Source organism: Amycolatopsis circi (assembly GCF_003385235.1).
GTDB lineage: Bacteria > Actinomycetota > Actinomycetes > Mycobacteriales > Pseudonocardiaceae > Amycolatopsis > Amycolatopsis circi.
Window position 1 is genome coordinate 1 of sequence record NZ_PQIA01000101.1, and the last position, 16,276, is coordinate 16,276.

20 protein-coding genes are annotated in these 16,276 nt (G+C 67.8%); 5 read left to right on the forward strand and 15 right to left on the reverse strand.

Annotation, left to right across the window (positions count from 1 at the left end):
• Positions 1 to 270: 270 nt before the first annotated feature.
• From D0D37_RS32700 to D0D37_RS32715, 4 genes are all read right to left on the reverse strand, one after another.
• Complete coding sequence (locus D0D37_RS32700; RefSeq protein WP_116204463.1) at positions 271 to 2,295, reverse strand: protein meaA; 2,025 nt, start codon at positions 2,293 to 2,295, stop codon at positions 271 to 273.
• A 50-nt stretch (positions 2,296 to 2,345) separates the two neighbouring features.
• On the reverse strand, positions 2,346 to 2,663 hold the full coding sequence (locus D0D37_RS32705) for a DUF6191 domain-containing protein (protein ID WP_244223757.1): 318 nt from the start codon (positions 2,661 to 2,663) through the stop codon (positions 2,346 to 2,348).
• Positions 2,664 to 2,666: 3 nt separating this feature from the next.
• Complete coding sequence (locus D0D37_RS32710; RefSeq protein ID WP_116204464.1) at positions 2,667 to 3,200, reverse strand: hypothetical protein; 534 nt, start codon at positions 3,198 to 3,200, stop codon at positions 2,667 to 2,669.
• Between the two features lie 102 nt (positions 3,201 to 3,302).
• Positions 3,303 to 3,848 carry a hypothetical protein gene (locus D0D37_RS32715; protein ID WP_116204465.1) on the reverse strand — a complete coding sequence of 182 codons (546 nt, stop codon included), beginning with the start codon at positions 3,846 to 3,848 and terminating at the stop codon, positions 3,303 to 3,305.
• Positions 3,849 to 3,971: 123 nt separating this feature from the next.
• Here D0D37_RS32715 and D0D37_RS32720 point away from each other — a divergent pair, with 123 nt between their 5' ends.
• A complete protein-coding gene (locus D0D37_RS32720; RefSeq protein WP_116204466.1) occupies positions 3,972 to 4,601 on the forward strand; it encodes a LysE family translocator in 630 nt (209 codons plus the stop codon).
• Positions 4,602 to 4,656: 55 nt separating this feature from the next.
• Here D0D37_RS32720 and D0D37_RS32725 read toward each other — a convergent pair whose 3' ends face one another.
• The 3 genes from D0D37_RS32725 to D0D37_RS32735 are packed head-to-tail and all read right to left on the reverse strand — an operon-like array spanning position 4,657 to position 7,029.
• Positions 4,657 to 5,850, reverse strand: a complete 1,194-nt coding sequence (locus tag D0D37_RS32725) for an alpha/beta hydrolase family protein (protein ID WP_116204467.1) — start codon at positions 5,848 to 5,850, stop codon at positions 4,657 to 4,659.
• Positions 5,847 to 6,653, reverse strand: a complete 807-nt coding sequence (locus D0D37_RS32730; protein ID WP_116204468.1) for a Rossmann-fold NAD(P)-binding domain-containing protein — start codon at positions 6,651 to 6,653, stop codon at positions 5,847 to 5,849. The genes D0D37_RS32725 and D0D37_RS32730 overlap by 4 nt, the downstream gene beginning before the upstream one ends.
• A complete protein-coding gene (locus tag D0D37_RS32735) occupies positions 6,646 to 7,029 on the reverse strand; it encodes a nuclear transport factor 2 family protein (RefSeq protein WP_341868002.1) in 384 nt (127 codons plus the stop codon). Before D0D37_RS32735 ends, D0D37_RS32730 begins: the two co-directional genes overlap by 8 nt.
• Positions 7,030 to 7,103: 74 nt before the next feature.
• On the opposite strand from D0D37_RS32735, the gene D0D37_RS32740 reads away from it, so the two are divergent.
• Positions 7,104 to 7,694, forward strand: coding sequence for a TetR/AcrR family transcriptional regulator (locus D0D37_RS32740; RefSeq protein WP_208720258.1), 591 nt, complete (start codon positions 7,104 to 7,106; stop codon positions 7,692 to 7,694).
• 17 nt (positions 7,695 to 7,711) lie between these two features.
• Here the strand turns inward: D0D37_RS32740 and D0D37_RS32745 are convergent, their stop codons facing one another.
• Positions 7,712 to 8,167 (reverse strand): MarR family winged helix-turn-helix transcriptional regulator, encoded by a 456-nt coding sequence (locus D0D37_RS32745; RefSeq protein WP_116204470.1) that lies wholly within the window; start codon positions 8,165 to 8,167, stop codon positions 7,712 to 7,714.
• 102 nt (positions 8,168 to 8,269) lie between these two features.
• On the opposite strand from D0D37_RS32745, the gene D0D37_RS32750 reads away from it, so the two are divergent.
• Entirely contained in the window at positions 8,270 to 9,547 is a 1,278-nt protein-coding gene (locus D0D37_RS32750) for an amidohydrolase family protein (protein ID WP_162834579.1), read from the forward strand.
• Positions 9,548 to 9,831: 284 nt separating this feature from the next.
• On the opposite strand, the gene D0D37_RS32755 is transcribed toward D0D37_RS32750, so the two are convergent.
• Positions 9,832 to 10,113 (reverse strand): hypothetical protein, encoded by a 282-nt coding sequence (locus tag D0D37_RS32755; RefSeq protein ID WP_116204472.1) that lies wholly within the window; start codon positions 10,111 to 10,113, stop codon positions 9,832 to 9,834.
• Positions 10,114 to 10,282: 169 nt separating this feature from the next.
• Positions 10,283 to 11,557, reverse strand: coding sequence for a UDP-N-acetylglucosamine 1-carboxyvinyltransferase (murA, locus tag D0D37_RS32760; protein ID WP_116204473.1), 1,275 nt, complete (start codon positions 11,555 to 11,557; stop codon positions 10,283 to 10,285).
• 61 nt (positions 11,558 to 11,618) lie between these two features.
• Here murA and D0D37_RS32765 point away from each other — a divergent pair, with 61 nt between their 5' ends.
• Positions 11,619 to 12,185, forward strand: a complete 567-nt coding sequence (locus D0D37_RS32765; RefSeq protein WP_116204474.1) for a cob(I)yrinic acid a,c-diamide adenosyltransferase — start codon at positions 11,619 to 11,621, stop codon at positions 12,183 to 12,185.
• A 278-nt stretch (positions 12,186 to 12,463) separates the two neighbouring features.
• A complete protein-coding gene (locus tag D0D37_RS32770; protein ID WP_116204475.1) occupies positions 12,464 to 12,706 on the forward strand; it encodes a hypothetical protein in 243 nt (80 codons plus the stop codon).
• Here D0D37_RS32770 and D0D37_RS46920 read toward each other — a convergent pair whose 3' ends face one another.
• The 5 genes from D0D37_RS46920 to D0D37_RS32790 form a co-directional block, all read right to left on the reverse strand.
• Positions 12,707 to 12,877: a hypothetical protein gene (locus D0D37_RS46920; protein ID WP_162834580.1), complete on the reverse strand. Its 171-nt coding sequence runs from the start codon at positions 12,875 to 12,877 to the stop codon at positions 12,707 to 12,709. It lies immediately after the preceding gene.
• 81 nt (positions 12,878 to 12,958) lie between these two features.
• Positions 12,959 to 13,393 carry a DUF2550 domain-containing protein gene (locus tag D0D37_RS32775; protein WP_116204476.1) on the reverse strand — a complete coding sequence of 145 codons (435 nt, stop codon included), beginning with the start codon at positions 13,391 to 13,393 and terminating at the stop codon, positions 12,959 to 12,961.
• 27 nt (positions 13,394 to 13,420) lie between these two features.
• Positions 13,421 to 13,786 (reverse strand): F0F1 ATP synthase subunit epsilon, encoded by a 366-nt coding sequence (locus tag D0D37_RS32780; RefSeq protein WP_009082582.1) that lies wholly within the window; start codon positions 13,784 to 13,786, stop codon positions 13,421 to 13,423.
• A gap of 114 nt (positions 13,787 to 13,900) precedes the next feature.
• Positions 13,901 to 15,328, reverse strand: a complete 1,428-nt coding sequence (gene atpD / locus D0D37_RS32785) for a F0F1 ATP synthase subunit beta (protein WP_116204477.1) — start codon at positions 15,326 to 15,328, stop codon at positions 13,901 to 13,903.
• Complete coding sequence (locus D0D37_RS32790; protein WP_116204478.1) at positions 15,328 to 16,266, reverse strand: F0F1 ATP synthase subunit gamma; 939 nt, start codon at positions 16,264 to 16,266, stop codon at positions 15,328 to 15,330. Before D0D37_RS32790 ends, atpD begins: the two co-directional genes overlap by 1 nt.
• Positions 16,267 to 16,276: the final 10 nt, after the last annotated feature.

A 16,276-nucleotide genomic window follows, 5' to 3' on the forward strand; every position in this document is an offset into this window, starting at 1 on the left:
GCCCTTCACGGACCAACGCCCCGCCCCCGCCTCAATGCACCAAACGCCCCGCTGGGGCGATAGCCCCACCACCACCCAAAGGCAACCGACGCACCCAACAATCGAGGCACCCACACCACCCCCGCACCCCGATACGAAGCCAAAAACGCGGCGCGGAGGTGCTTGTCAAGGCATCTTTCCCGCCTTGACAAGCACCTCCGCGCCGTAGTCACAATCAGCTTCGGGGTGCCCCACGCAACCAACGAGGCAATGTCGCCGCCAGGCGACGAGCTACCGAGCACCCAACCCATGCCGCTCCCGAACCAACTCCACAATCCCAGCCATAATATCGGTCAACTCATAATCCTTAGGCGTAAACACCCGAGCAATCCCCCGCTCAGTCAACAAGTCAGCATCATCAGGCGGAATAATCCCACCCACAATCACCGGAATATCCGAAGCCCCAGCCGCCCGCAGCCCGTCGACCACCAACGGCACGACCTCAAGATGCGACCCAGACAACACCGACAGCCCAACCACGTGCACCCCCTCCTGCACAGCAGCCGCGACAATCTGATCCGGAGTCAGCCGAATCCCCTGATAAACAACCTCAAACCCAACATCCCGCGCCCGAACAGCAACCTGCTCAGCCCCATTGGAATGCCCGTCCAACCCAGGCTTCCCCACCAGAATCCGCAGGCGCTCGCCCATCTCGGACTCAGTGCGACGAACCAATTCCCGAACCCGCTCCAGCCCAGGATCCCCCTGCCCAGCAGCCGCAGCAGCAGAAACCCCAGTAGGCGCCCGATACTCCCCGAAAACCTCGCGCAGCGCCCCAGACCACTCCCCAGTAGTCACCCCAGTCCGAGCACACTCCACAGTAGCCTCGAACAAATTCCCCGAAGTCGAAGCCACCTCCTTCAAAGCGGCAAGCGAAGCAGCGACAGCAGCGTTATCTCGCTCCTCCCGCCACTTCTCCACCGCCGCAACCGCGGCCTTCTCCACCGCGGGATCAATAGTCTCGATCGCCTTAGCACCCTCCGCCTGCAACGGCGACGGCTCAGTCGTCTCGAACTTGTTCACCCCGACAAGAACCCGCTCCCCGTTCTCCATCCCCCGCCGATACTCCGCGAGAGACGAAACGAGCTGCGACTTCATATAGCCGCTCTCAACGGCAGCCACCGCGCCGCCGAGATCCTGCACCCGCGCGATCTCCGCACGAGCGCCGGAAACGATCTCGTCGACCTTGGCCTGCACCACATGCGACCCGTCGAAAATGTCCTCGTACTCCAGCAAATCCGTCTCGAACGCGAGCACCTGCTGCATCCGCAACGCCCACTGCTGATCCCACGGCCGCGGCAACCCGAGCGCCTCGTTCCACGCAGGCAACTGAATCGCCCGCGCCCGCGAACCACGCGACAACGACACCGCGAGCATCTCAAGCACGATCCGCTGGACGTTGTTCTCCGGCTGCGCCTCGGTCAGCCCGAGCGAGTTCACCTGCACGCCGTACCGCAGCCGGCGCGCCTTCGGGTTTTCGACGCCGTAGCGCTCGCGCGTCAGCTCATCCCACAGCTGCGTGAACGCGCGCATCTTGCACATCTCTTCGACGAACCGGACGCCCGCGTTGACGAAGAACGAGATCCGCGCGACGACCTTCTCCATGTCGGCCTGGTCGACCTGGCCGGAGTCGCGCACCGCGTCCAGCACGGCGATCGCGGTGCACAGCGCGTACGCGACCTCCTGCGTCGGCGTCGCGCCCGCTTCCTGCAGGTGGTAGCTGCAGATGTTGATCGGGTTCCACTTCGGCACGTGGTGCACGGTCCACGCGATCATGTCGGTGATCAGCCGGAGGCTCGGCCCGGGCGGGAAAATGTAGGTGCCGCGGGACAGGTACTCCTTGATGATGTCGTTCTGCGTGGTGCCGGTGAGCTTGGCCAGCACCTCGTCGACGTCGCGGCCCTCGGCTTCGGCCTGTTCGCGGGCCACCGAGACGTACAGCGCGAGCAGCCACATCGCGGGCGCGTTGATGGTCATCGAGGTGTTCGCCTCGGCGAGCGGGATGCCGTCGAACAGCCGCCGCATGTCGCCGATGTGCGACACCGGAACGCCGACCTTGCCGACCTCGCCGCGCGCGAGCACGTGGTCCGGGTCGTAGCCGGTCTGCGTCGGAAGGTCGAAGGCGACTGACAGCCCGGTCTGCCCCTTGGCGAGGTTCCGCCGGTAAAGCTCGTTGGACGCGGCGGCGGACGAATGACCCGCATAGGTGCGCATCACCCAGGGCCGGTCGCGCTCGTGGTCGGTGGGGTACGGCACGGTGCACCTCTCTTCGCCGAGACGACCGCCCGAGTGTACCCGCCGGTAACTTAATCGGCGGAGTGGATTCGGCCACGCCCGGGTGACGCGCCGGGCCGGACGACCACTACCCCGCGGTCGAGGTCGACGGTACCCAGCGGCGGCGCTCCCTGCGCTTCCTCCTCAAGAGTCATCTCGACCGAATCGCGGTGTTCCAGCTCGTTGCGCTTGGTGCCGTAGAGGAACGAGGTGACCTCGTCGAGGTACGTCGAGGACATCCGCGCCTTGAGCCGGGACGGCTTCTTCTTCCGCCGCAGTTCCCAGCCGCCGACGATCAGCAGCACGATGGTGGCGACTGGCAGCGAGAGACCCAGCAAGGTCAGCAGCATGTTTCATCCAACGACCCGGGCGCGCGAAGCGTTCCGGGCGATCAGCTCGGCGACCTGGGCTGCACTCGGGACCGCCATCAGCTCCGGCAGGATCGGATACCAGGCGGGCCGCGACCGGTAGCTCTGGTCGCGCAGCCACTCGGTGGCCGTGGGGTGGAAGTCGATCGTCCCGGTGCCGTCGCCGTGGTCGCGCACCCGCGGCGGCCGGAGGTCATTGAGCCGGATCCAGCGGAACTCGATGCCGGGCGGCGACTCCGACACGAAGATCAGCCTGCGGTCGGTGACCAGGTACGTCGTCACCGCGATAAAGGCGCGACGCTCGCGGTTTCGCTCGTGCGCGGTTGCGGCGGCCAGGACGAACACGACGACCCAGCCGATCATGACCCCGTAACTCAGACTCAGAATCGTGGTCAGCCCCGCGGCGAACAAGATCAGGAACCCCACCGTGAGGTAGTAGTGGTAATCGCGATAGCGCCGCACGTAGCGCTGCGGCCTCCCAGACCAGAGCAGTTGTTCGCCTTCGACCAGTGGGTACATGACGCCCTCCTCGCTCCCGAAGAGTGCACGCTGTCCGGTTCGCGCGGGTTGCCCGATCGGCCGGAATTATTCGGTCCGCAGCAGCGAGAGACCCAGCAGGTTCTACCCAGCGGCCGGGGTGCGCGGAGCGTTCCGCGCGATCAGCTCGGCGACGTGCTCCGGATCCTCGATCGCGACCAGTTCGGGCACCATCGACGTGAGCAGCGACCGCGCCTGGAACTTCTGGGCGCGCAGCCGCACGCGCATGGGCGCCGCGAAGCCGACGGTGCCGGTGCCGTCCCCGTGGTCGCGTACCTGTGGCTCCTCCAGATCGGGAAACCACACCCAGCGGAACTCGATGCCGCCCGGACGGTCGGCGACGAAGACGATCCGGCGGTCCGTCACCAAGTAGGTCAGCACCCCGAACAACACCCTCCGCTGCCGGTTCTGTTCAGCGATCAGCGCGATCGCCGCGCCGAAGAAGCCCGGCCACAGTGCGAAGATGTCGGAATCCACCTCGAAGATCGCGATGCCGCCGATGCCGAGCGCGGCGATCGCTCCGAAGGTCACCGCCGCTGCGACGTAATTGTGATAGTCCGCGTACCGGCGCACGTAGCGCCGCGGCCGCCCGGACCAGAGCAGTTGTTCCCCTTCGGCCAGTGGATACACAGCGCCCTCCTCGCTCCCGAAGAGTGCACGCCGTCCGGTTCGCCCGGGTTGCCCGGTCGGGCGGAACCACTGTGACGGAAATCCGCGAGACGTCGGCCGATCCGGGATCTACCGTGGTCAGACGTGACGTGGAGCGGGTACGGCAGCTATCTGGTGATCGTGGTCCTCATCGTGCTCGCGCCGGGGCCGGACACGATGGTGATGCTGAAGAACGCGCTGTCCGGCGGGGCGCGCGGCGGGTTGCTGGCCACCGCGGGCATCCTCGCCGGAAACGCGGTGCAGGGCACTGCCGCGGCGCTCGGGCTCGGCGTGGTCATCGCCCGCTCGCAGCCGGTGTTCCTCACGCTCAAGTGGCTCGGCGCGGCTTACCTCCTCTTCCTCGGCTTCCAGGCGCTGCGCGGCGCGTGGCGCGGGAACTACGACACGGTCGCCGACACCCAGCGTAAGCGCACCAGCGGCTTCCGGCGGTGGCGCGAGGGGTTCCTGTCGAACATCACGAACCCGAAGGTGCTGGTGCTGTACCTGTCGGTGCTGCCGCAGTTCCTCGACCCGGTGCGCACGACGACGTGGGACGCGCTGCTGCTCGCCTACACGGTCGCCGTGCTGGGCACGATCTGGCTGCTGGTCCTCCTGTTCTTCGTGCACCGGGTCCGCGCGTGGCTCAGCCGCCGCAAGGTCCGCCGCGCGCTGGACGGGGTGACCGGCACCGCGCTGGTCGGGTTCGGCGCGGCGCTGGCCCTCGAGTCCTCGTGAGTACCCGCGCCGGTTAGAACAGCCGGTTAGAACCGGCATAGCCGCTCACGAGACGTCACCGCAGCACGTCGTCCAGCCAGTCGTAGATGCGGCCGCTCGCGAGTCGCATCGCGCCGACGTGGCAGTGCGCGTCCGCGCCTTCCTCCGCGGTGAAGTTCAGCATCTTCTTCGGGCCGCTGACCCGGTCGTACAGCTGCTGCGGCTGACCGGTGAAGAACAGGTCCTCCGGAGCGTCGCAGATCAACGCCGGACACGTGATGCGCTCGGCGACGCCGTCGTACAGGTGGTATTCGAGGTACTTCGCCAGGAACTCGCGGTCGGTCGCGCCGCCCATGACGTAGCGGCCGTGGCTCAACGCCCAGCGAACGGTAGGGCTCTGTTCCCGCGCGGCGGCTAGAAAGGCGTCCAGTTCGGGGTCCTCCGGCGCGTTCGCCCGGCGGACGAGTTCGTCGCGGTCCCACGGGAGCTGCTCCACGAAAACCGCACCAGCGTCGAAGAGGCCGTCCACCGCGACGACAGCCGACAGCCTCGGCTCGAACGCGGCGGCGCGCGGCGCGAGCATCCCGCCCAGGCTCCAGCCGATCAGGGCGACCTTGTCCGGGATCACCCGCGGGTCGGCCAGTGCGTAGTCGAGCACCTGGCTGACGACGTGCTCCCAGTCCGGGCGGAACAGCAGCCCGTCGCGGTGGACGGCGCTGGGCTGGCCGGGGCCGTCGAAGGTGAGCACGTGGTAGCCGCGTTCCTGGCCCGCCGTCGCGCCCATGAAGTGCAGGTCCTCGGCGCTGCCGTCGAAACCGTTGTGCACCACCAGAAGCGGCTTCGGGCCGTCGCCGGGAGCGCGGTAGAAGTAGCCGCGCAGGACGTGGCCGTCGTAGGGGATTTCGATCCGTTCGACGTTATCGATCGACTCCACGGCGCGCTGGAAACACTCGACGTTGCGCTCGTAGGCGTAGTTGATCCGCGGGTCTTCGGGATTGCCGTGCAAGAAAAACTCGGCGCGGCGGTAATACGTCGAGGCGCGCAGGTACGCGTCGCGCGCGCTGACCGGGTGCATCGTGGCGGCTTCGGCGTAGAGCCGTTCGGCGGTGGCGAGCCACGCGTCGTGCCAGCTGTCGTAGTCACCGGACTTGATGTTCGACGCGGTCGCGATGACCTCGCCGAAATCCGCGCCCCCGTAGGCGATCTCGCCCAGCGCGAGCAGCGTCTCGAACCAGAATTGCGGGTCGTCTTCGAACAGCAGCGGCTTCATTGGATCTCTTCTTTCGCGAAGGTGCGGAAATCGCGGGCGGGCCGTCCGGCGACCCGCTCGACGGTGTCGGTCACGCGGTCCTCGGCACCGCCGCGGATCGCCTCGTCCAGCAAGGCGAGCATTTCGGCGTACGACTCCGGGAGGCCGTCTCGGACCAGGAATTGCTGATACTCCAGGGTGGAAACCGGCGCGTGCACGACCGGATGGCCGAGCCGTTTGCCGACGATCTCGGCGGCCTGGTCGTAGCTGAGCGCGCGCGGGCCGGTGATGAGGTGGTCGGTGTTGTGCGGTTCCGGGTCGAGCAGCGCGCGGACGGCGACCGCGGCGATGTCGCCCGCGTCCACGAACGCCACTCGCGCATCACCGGTCGCGGTCACGATCCGGCCCGCGCGGGCGCTGTCGCCGACGAGGTTCCCGGCGGTGAAGTTCTGCATGAACCACGACGGCCGCAGCACCGCCCAGCCCGGTTGACGGCGGACTAGGCCGGGCAGACCGCCCACCACCGGGGTGTGTTCGTCCACGGCGGACGAACTGAGCAAGACCACCCGCGCGTCCGGCGCGTGCTTGAGGAACTCCTCGACGAGCGGCTGCGGATCGGCCGCGACCGGCGCGATCAGGTAGACCGCCGAGACCCCGTCCAGCGCCGGGCCGTACGTCGCGGAATCGTCCCAGTCGAACCGGATCTGGCCTGGCTTGACCGGATTCCGGGTCGCCGCGCGCGGCCGTACCCCAGCGGCTTCGAGACCGCGCACGACGCGGCTGCCGGTGGTGCCGGTCGAGCCGAGCACGAGAACGTCAGACACCCGGCACCCCGAGAACATCGGTCACCGCGAGCGGGCTCCAGTAGTCGCGGTAGCGGCGGATCAGGCCGTCGCGGACAGTCAGGACCACGACGTAGCGCAGGCGGTACGGCTTCTGCGTGGCGACCGCGATGCCGGCCAGTTCGAACTCCGCGATCGAGACCTCCGGATCGGTCGTCTGGTGCACGGTCTTCGCGACGACCTCGCGGTGGTCGAGCAGGTTCGGATAGTCGCGCAGGTACTCGGCAAGGGCGGCGCGGCGAACGGGAACTCGGTCACAGCGTCTTCGGCGAACAGCTGCACGAATCCGGCCATGTCGTGCTCGACCAGCAGATCGAGTGCGTGATCGATGAGTGTCATCGAGCCCCTCCTCAGGAATGGACGAGACGGTATCGTCTCAACGCCAACGTACACGGGACGGTACCGTCTCGTCCACACGCTATGCTGCTCGGCATGACGACCCGCCGGACGCCGACCGGAGCTGCCGTGCTGCAGCCCGACGTCACCTACGCCATCACCGAAGCTGTGATCGACGAATTGGCCGACCACGGCTTCGGCAGGCTGTCGATGGAAGCGGTCGCGAAACGCGCGAAGGTCGGAAAGAGCGCGTTATACCGGCGCTGGCGGTCGAAAGACGAAATGATCGGCGCCGTCATCGCGGAATTCAGCCTGGCGCGCGCCGTGGACCCGGACACCGGCAGCCTGCGCGGCGATATCCGGGCCACTCTGGAAGCGCTTTACGGATGGATCATGCACCCGCGGTTTTCGCGCATCTTCCCCGGGCTGATCGCGGAAGCCCGCCGAAACCCGGCAATGGCCGAATTCGCCCGCGAAACAATCGGCGGACCCCGGCGGGCCATCAACCGGGCGGTGTTCACCAGGGCGATCGAGCGCGGCGAGATCCCGGCGGACACGGATATCGAGATGGCGCTGGACATGGGCGCGGGGATTGTCTACTGGCGGCTGATCGTGCGCGGAGTTCCGGCGGGGGACGATTATCTGGATCAGGTGACGGATCTGGTGGTGCGCGCGTTGCGCGCATAGCGAGACTCGCCAACCGGTTATGACTGCCGGTCCGGCTCCGGAACTTCTTCGAGATTCGCGACCAGCCTTTTCAGCAAATCCACCAGAAGGTCGGCTTCTTCGACGGAGAACCCTCGCAACGCTTGATCATTGGTCTCGAACAGTGCCGATCGCACCCGCGTGAGCTTTGCCCGCCCGCTCTCGGTAAGCGAGATCAGGCTGACCCGTCGATCGTGTTCGGCGGAAGTGCGCCGGATGAGGCCGTCACGCTCCATCCGGGCGAGCAACTGAGCCATGGACGGCTGCTCGATCCGGGCCAGCGCCGCCAGTTCCTTCTGCGAGAGCGCGTCGTTCTTGCCCAGCGCCGCCAGGACGGGCATCTGCGCGAAGGTCAACCCCAACGGCCGCAGTCGCCGGTCGTTGACCCGGGACAACGCGCGCGAGGCGAGGTTGACCAAGGCCGCGGGCGCGGACTCGAACCGGGGGTTCTTCACGCCGCGAAGTATATAGGATCCTATTGACCAATTACATAGGCTCCTATACGTTCGCAACGCATAGGTGCCTATGCATCTTGGTCGGCAGACAGGGAGAGACCCGTGATCATTCGCAACGTGACCGTCCTCGACGGGCAGTCAGCCACCCCGCTCGCCGACGCCGAAGTAGTGGTGAGCGACGGGAGATTCAGCGCCGTCCGGTCGTCAGCGGACGCACGGCCCGCGGCCGACGAGGGTCCGGTGCTCGACGCGCGGGGCGGCTACCTGGTGCCGGGTTTGTGGGAGAGCCACACCCACCTGGGCGGGTACGCCTTCTCCAAGCCCGAAAACGAACGCGCGGCGTACATTTCCCAGCTGCTCACCGACTACCTAGACGTCGGCGTGACCAGCGTGGTCGACCTCGGCGGTCCGCTGGACGTCGAACTCGCCGCCCGCGATTACCGCGCCAAGGCCGCGGACGCCGCTGCCGAATTGTTCTTCGCCGGACCGGTGTTCACCGGGATCGAGGGCTGGCCGGTCCTCGACGATCCGAAACGCGCCCCCATCGCTCGCCAGACCGACAATGCCGACACCGCCTACCGGCAAGCGCTGGAGCTGGCGGACCAGGTCGACTTCATCAAGTGCATCTACGACGGCGAGCCCGGCGCACCGGACAAGCTGCCGCTGGACGCCCTCAAAGCCATCGTCGCGGCCGCGCACGAGAAGGGCAAGAACGTCCTGGTGCACGTCCACGAACGCATCGACGTGGAGGAGGCGGTGGCAGCCGGCGCGGACGGCATCGAACACGCCTTCCAGCCGCAGGAGCCCAGCAGCACCGCGGAGGCTCGCGACATCGCCGCGCTGCTGGCGGAGACGAACACCTATTACTGCCCCACCCTGGTCACCTGGGAGCAGCTCGCGTACAACGGCGACGCCGGCTACTTGCAGCAGCTGGTCGAAGGCGGCTTCGCCACGCAGGCGGACCTCCCGCAGATCACCAGCCGCCCCATCTACGGCCACGAGTTCCCCCGGCATTCCGCGCGAGACTCCCGCATCCGCCTCGACTACGCGATGCGCACGCTGGCGCTGATGCACGACGCGGGAGTGAAGATCACCGCGGGCAGCGACGTGGCCATGCTGATGCCCACCCCGCCCGTCGCCCTGCTGCGAGAACTGCACCTGCTGGCGAAGGCTGGGCTGCCGCTGCCCGCGGTCCTGGCGGCCGGCACCCGGCATTCAGCCGAGAAGATCGGCCAGCAGACGGGAACGATCACCGTCGGCTCCGTGGCCGACGCGCTGTTGCTCGACGCCGATCCCCACACGGACGTCGCGCATCTGATCGACCGTTCCCACCACGTCGGGACGCTGCGGGCCGGACGGCCTAGCTGGGAAGAGGCCTGACACCGCGAACTCGCGAAGCCGGGACGCAAGCGCCTTTCCCCCGGCATCGCGACCGCGGTGCAGCCGCCGCTCAAGCCCGCTCCGGCTCCCCCGTCACGCGGTCGATCCGGACGCCCAGCCGGTTCAAGTTCTCCACGACGACGCCCACACCGGCGCGCTCGACAAACTTCTCCACCCCCGGACCGCCGCGCGGCTGATCGTGCGCGGGGTTCCGGTGGGCGGCGGGTGTCTGGATCAGGAGACGGAGATGGCGGTACGTGCGTTGAGCACGTAGCCACCGCCGCTCAGAGCAGGCTTGTCAGCTCCACTGACACCTCGACCGGAGTGGCGACACGGAGAGTGCCTTGGTGTGCGCCGGTCGGCACGTAGGAATGAGTGGTCGCGTCGAGCCGGTAGGAGAAGACAGTGAGCCCGCCGACCTCATCGGTGGTGTTCTCGATCCTCCAGAACTGCGGGATTCCGGCAGCGGCGTACTCGGCAGGCAGATCAGCGTCGTAAACGACCAAGGCCGGACGTCGGTTCAGCAACGGAACATCGCGCAGCCGGAGGTCGACGTCGAATTCCACGACGAGATCATTTCCGCAGGCCACCTCAAGTTCGTAAGACAGCCGTCGGATAATTCGCTGGCGCATGCGGCGCGGGGCCGGGTTCAGGACTGTCGCTCCGTCGACAATTTCGATGACACGGCAGATCTCTTCGTCGAGCGCCTCGTAGTCGGCCGGATACGGGCCTTGTCTATGCCCGTTCCGGCTCGCCCGTCACGCGGTCGATCCGGGCACCCAGCCGGTTCAGGTTCTCCACGAAATGCGGATACCCGCGGTCGATGTGGAACACGTCCCACACCTCAGTCACCCCGTCCGCGCACAACCCGGCCAGCACCAGTCCGGCCCCGGCGCGGATGTCCGACGCCCACACCGGCGCGCTCGACAGCTTCTCCACACCCCGGACCACCGCGTGGTGGCCGTCCGTGCGGGCGTCACCGGACAGCCGGATCATTTCCTCGATGAAGCGGAACCTCGCCTCGTACACGTTTTCCGTGATCATCGACGTGCCCTCGGACACCGCCGACAGCGCGACCGCGAACGGCTGCAGGTCAGTGGCGAAACCGGGGTACGGCAGCGTCACCCAGTCGACCGCGATCGGCCGCTCCGGCTGGACGATGCGGAAACCCTTGTCGTCGTAGGTGGTCACCTCCGCGCCGGCCAGGCGCAGCTTGTCCAGGACCAGGTCGAGGTGGTGCGGGTTCACGCCGCGCACGGTCAGGTCGCCGCGGGTCATCGCGGCGGCGAAAGCCCAGGTCGCGCCTACGATGCGGTCGCCGATCACGCGGTGTTCGGTCGGGTGCAGCTGCTCGACGCCGTGGACGGTGAGCGTCGAGGTTCCCGCGCCCTCGATCTTCGCGCCCATCTCGATCAGCATCGTGCAGATGTCGGCGATTTCCGGTTCGCGGGCGGCGTTGTCGATCACCGTCGTGCCCTCGGCCAGCACGGCCGCCATCAGGATGTTCTCCGTCGCCCCGACGCTCGGGAAGTCCAGCCAGATCTGGGTGCCCACCAGCGTTTCGGCCTTCGCGACGACGCACCCGTGCTCGATGGTGCTCGTCGCGCCGAGCTTGCGGAGGCCGTTCTGGTGCATGTCCAGCGGACGCTGGCCGATCGCGTCGCCACCGGGCAGCGCGACGACCGCCTGCTTCAGACGGCCGACCAGCGGGCCGAGCACGCACACCGACGCGCGCAGCTTGCCCATCGCCGCCGAATCGGCGCGGTGCGACAGCTCCGCGGGCGTCGTGATGCGTGCCGTGTCGCCCTCGATCTCCACCTCGCAGCCGACGCTGCGCAGGACGTCGCCCATCAGCGGGACGTCCAGGATCTGCGGGCAGTTCGTGATGGTCGTGGTGCCTTCGGCCAGCAGTGCCGCGGCCATCAGTTTCAGCACGCTGTTCTTCGCGCCGACCACGTCGACCTCGCCGACCAGCCGGGCTCCGCCACGCACGTCGAAGTGCTCGCTCATGGCCGCCAATCATGCCCTCTCGCCCAGTTTTGCCCGAACCCGGGCCGGTAGAGTCGACCGTATGGTGGTTCGTATCAACCGGGTCTACACGAAGGTCGGCGACAGCGGCACGACCGCGCTCGGCGACGGTTCCCGGGTGCCCAAGACTTCTGCCCGGCTGTCCGCCTACGCCGACACCGACGAGGCCAATTCCGTGCTCGGCCTGGCGATCGCCCTCGGCGCGCTCCCCGACGAGATCACGGACGTGCTGCGCCGGATCCAGAACGACTTGTTCGACGTCGGCGCGGACCTGTGCCTGCCGATCCAGGAAGACCCGCCGTACGAGCCGCTGCGCATCACCGAGGCGTACCTGGAACGCCTCGAAGGCTGGTGCGACGAGTTCAACGAGCGGCTGCCGAAGCTCACGTCGTTCATCCTTCCGGGCGGCACCCCGGGCGCGGCGTTCCTGCACCAGGCGCGCACCGTCTCGCGCCGCGCGGAACGGTCCGCGTGGGCGCTGATGGAGGCCGAGCCGGACACGTCGAACCCGATCGCGGCCAAGTACCTGAACCGGCTCTCCGATCTGCTGTTCATCCTCGCCCGGCTGGCCAATCCGGAAGGCGACGTGCTGTGGCAGCCGGGCGGCTGATCGCGGCATCAAGACGTACGACTGGGCGACTGCCCGCATCCGGCGCGCCGGATTCACCGAACACGACGTGGTGCTCAACGGTTCGAAGCTGCGCTACGCCAGGGGCCCAGCCGGTGACAAGCCAGCGCTGCTGCTGATCCGCGGACAGGCCGTCGAGCTACGCGCGGGTCCTGCCGGAACTGGCGCGGGACTTCACGGGCCACGGGCAGACCGCCCAGGCACCGGAGAAGTACATCGCAGCCGCGGTCGGAGCTGACCTGGCCCGGTCCGTCGAAGAGGTGGCCGGGAAGCGGGTCGTCCTGTCCGGGCATTCCTCGGACGAGCAGCTGGCGGCCTCCGCCTGCCACACGTGCCTGCAGTCCGGTGAATCCGACTGGGGCGCCTGCCTGTTCGCGCACCAGAAGCTGTGGGACTTCTTCGGCGACGGCGCGCAGCGCATCATCCGATCCGGCCTCAAGCGGCGGGCGAAGCATCCGGACCGGTTCGCGGAGATCGTCCGCTCCGTCACCGCCCGGCTCTGACTACCGGGCCCAGCTGGTTTCCTGCGCGGCCCAGTAACGCTCGTAATCGACGTCCCACGTCGAATCCCGGCCCGGCTCGACGGCCTGGGCGACAGTCAGGTCCTCAAGCCGCACCGGCTTCGGCAAGGTCTGCCACCGGCGGGCGCGGTCTTCCCGTTCTCGGGCGTCCATGCACTCAGGGTAGCGCCGGAGAACCCGCTGCACGAGAAACAAAAACCGGGCCCGTCACGATGACCGGCCCGGTTGAAAAACTCATGAAGCTCGCGGCAGCCTTCGCCCCGGCGGCGCCGATTCGAGCCACGACAGGAACCCGGTCAGCGCACCCGGTCCCATCGCGATCTCGATCGCTTCCTGGTCCGAGGACTCGCAGCGCAGCACCGTCGACCCCTCAGGCACCGCGTACGCCTCGGAGCCGGACGGGTCCCGCCGGTCCGCGATCTGCATGCTTTCCCGCTGGAAAACGCGATCCGGCCCGGTGCGCAGGCTCCATACGCGATACCAGACGAATTTATCGCCCTCGTACCGGCCGAGGCCGAGGTGCCAGCTCGAACGGGGACTGTCCGGACGCCACCGCAGCGCCACGCTGACGCCGCCGCCGCGGCGCATCCGGATCCACCGCTGGCCGTACCAGCCGACCACGACGACGAGCACGATCAGGAGCACTAGCACCACCACAGCGATCTGCACGGCCCGGCTCCTGCCCGTCTAGTCCGCTCAGACCGATTGTCCGGCCGCGCGGAGCTGGGCTGTGGCCCTCGTCCGCTCGGCCTCGTCGCCGGTGCTGAGGGCCGCCTTCGCGGCGGCCACGTCGATTTCGTCGGACAGCTCGGCGCTCTCCGCGAGCACGCTCACCCCGGTCGCGGTCACGGACAGGAATCCGCCGTGCACCGCGGCGGTCAGCACGTCGCCGTCCGTCGTGTTCACCTTCACCACGCCACCCTCGACGAGCTGGCCCAGCACCGGCTCGTGTCCGGGCATGATGCCGATCTCGCCCTCGGTGGTCTGCGCCACCACGAAGGTGGCGGTACCCGACCAGAGCCGGCGCTCGACGGCAACCAGCTCCACGGACATCTCAGCCACGTAGCACTCCTTCGCTCGGGGTGTCACCACCGAGTGTAATAGGTCTTGCTTCGGTTACGAGAACGGCGGGGGCCGGTGTCCACAATGGACAGTGCCCCCGCCGGTCTCACGCACTCACTTGCCGGTGATCTCGTGGTACTTCTTCTCGAGGTCCTCGAGACCGCCGATGCCCAGGAACGCCTGCTCCGGGTAGTGGTCGAAGTCGCCCTTGGTGATGCGGTCGAACGACTCGATGGTCTCCGACAGCGGCACGGTCGAGCCCGGGATCTGCGTGAAGGCCTCGGCCACCAGCATGTTCTGCGACAGGAACCGCTCGATCCGGCGCGCCCGCTGCACGGTCAGCTTGTCCTCTTCGGAAAGCTCGTCCATGCCGAGGATCGCGATGATGTCCTGCAGCTCCTTGTACTTCTGCAGGATCCGGATGACCTCGGAGGCGACGCGGTAGTGGTCCTCTCCGACGATCGCCGGGTCGAGGATCGTCGACGTCGACGCCAGCGGGTCCACCGCCGGGAAGATGCCCTTCTGGAACACCGACCGGGAAAGCTCGGTGGTGGCGTCCAGGTGGGCGAACGTCGCGGCCGGGGCCGGGTCGGTGTAGTCGTCCGCGGGCACGTAGATCGCCTGCATCGAGGTGATCGAACGGCCCCGGGTCGAGGTGATCCGCTCCTGCAGCTGGCCCATCTCGTCCGCCAGCGTCGGCTGGTAGCCCACGGCCGAAGGCATGCGGCCCAGCAGGGTCGACACCTCGGAACCGGCCTGGGTGAACCGGAAGATGTTGTCGATGAACAGCAGCACGTCCTGGTTCTGGACGTCGCGGAAGTACTCCGCCATGGTCAGCGCGGACAGCGCGACGCGCATGCGCGTGCCCGGCGGCTCGTCCATCTGGCCGAACACGAGGGCGGTGTCGTTGATGACGCCGTCCTCGGACATCTCCAGGAAGAGGTCGTTGCCCTCGCGGGTGCGCTCGCCGACGCCGGCGAACACCGAGGTGCCGCCGAAGTTGCGGGCGACACGGGTGATCATTTCCTTGATCAGCACCGTCTTGCCCACGCCCGCGCCGCCGAACAGGCCGATCTTGCCGCCCTGGACGTACGGGGTCAGCAGGTCGACGACCTTCAGGCCGGTCTCCAGCATCTCCGTCTTGCCTTCGAGCTGGTCGAAGGACGGCGGGTTGCGGTGGATGCCCCAGCGCTCGAGGTCGTCGCCGTAGCCGGGCTCGTCGAGGCACTCGCCGAGCGCGTTGTAGACGTGGCCCTTGACCTTGTCGCCCACCGGAACGGTGATCGGGCCGCCGGTGTCGGTGACCTCCGCACCGCGGACGAGGCCGTCTTGGGGCTGCAGCGAAATGGTGCGCACGAGGTTGTCGCCGAGGTGGGCCGCGACCTCGAGCGTCACCGTCTTGCGCAGCTGCTCGAACTCGATCTCGACCTTGAGCGCGTTGAACTGCTCGGGGACGGAACCGCGCGGGAACTCGACGTCGACGACCGGCCCGGTCACCGAGACGATGCGCCCCTTGGCGCGCGGGGCTTCAGTACTGGTCATCAATCATCACTTCCTGCTGCGGTGAGCGCGTTCGCGCCACCGACGATTTCGGAGATCTCCTGGGTGATCTGCGCCTGCCGGGCCTGGTTCATCTCCCGCGTCAGGGTGCCGACCAGGTCGTTCGCGTTGTCCGACGCGGCCTTCATCGCCGTGCGGCGGGCCGCCAGCTCCGAGGCGGCGGACTCCAGCAGCGCCGAGTACAGCCGGGTGTTGATGTACTTCGGCAGCAGCGCGGAGAGCAGCTTGTCGGCGCTGGGCTCGAACTCGTAGCTCGGCAGCAGACCGGCCGGCTTCTCGTCCTCGCCGTCGGAGTACTCGACCTCCAGCGGTGCGACCCGCTTGGCGACCGGGCGCTGCGTCAGCATCGACACGAACTCGGTGTAGACGACGTGGATCTCGTCCACGCCGGTGATGCCGTCCGCGTTGCCCGAAGCGTCATCCACACCCGAGTTGAAGGACTGCACCAACGTCTCGGCGGCCGCGACCGCGTCCCGGTAGGCAGGCTGGTCGGAGAAGCCCGTCCAGCTGCCCGCCACCGCGCGGTTGCGGAACCGGTAGTAGTTCAGGCCCTTGCTGCCGGTGGTGTAGACGTCGACCTCCTTGCCTTCCTTCTTCAGGAGGGCAAGCAGCTCTTCGGTCGCCTTCAGCACATTGGAGTTGTAACCGCCGCACTGGCCCTTGTCACTGGTGACGACCAGGACGGCGGCGCGCTTCGGGTTCGGGCGCTCGACCAGGAGCGGGTGGTCGAGGTTGGCCGCCGCGCCGGCCAGCGCCGAGAGCACCTTGGTGATCTCGTCCGCGTACGGCCGGGAAGCGGCGACCTTCGCGCGCGCCTTGGTGATGCGCGCGGTGGCGATGAGTTCCATCGCCTTGGTGATCTTGCCGATCGACTTCGTCGCCTTGATGCGCGAGCGAAGCTCCCGGAGTTGTGCGGCCATGGGCTACCAG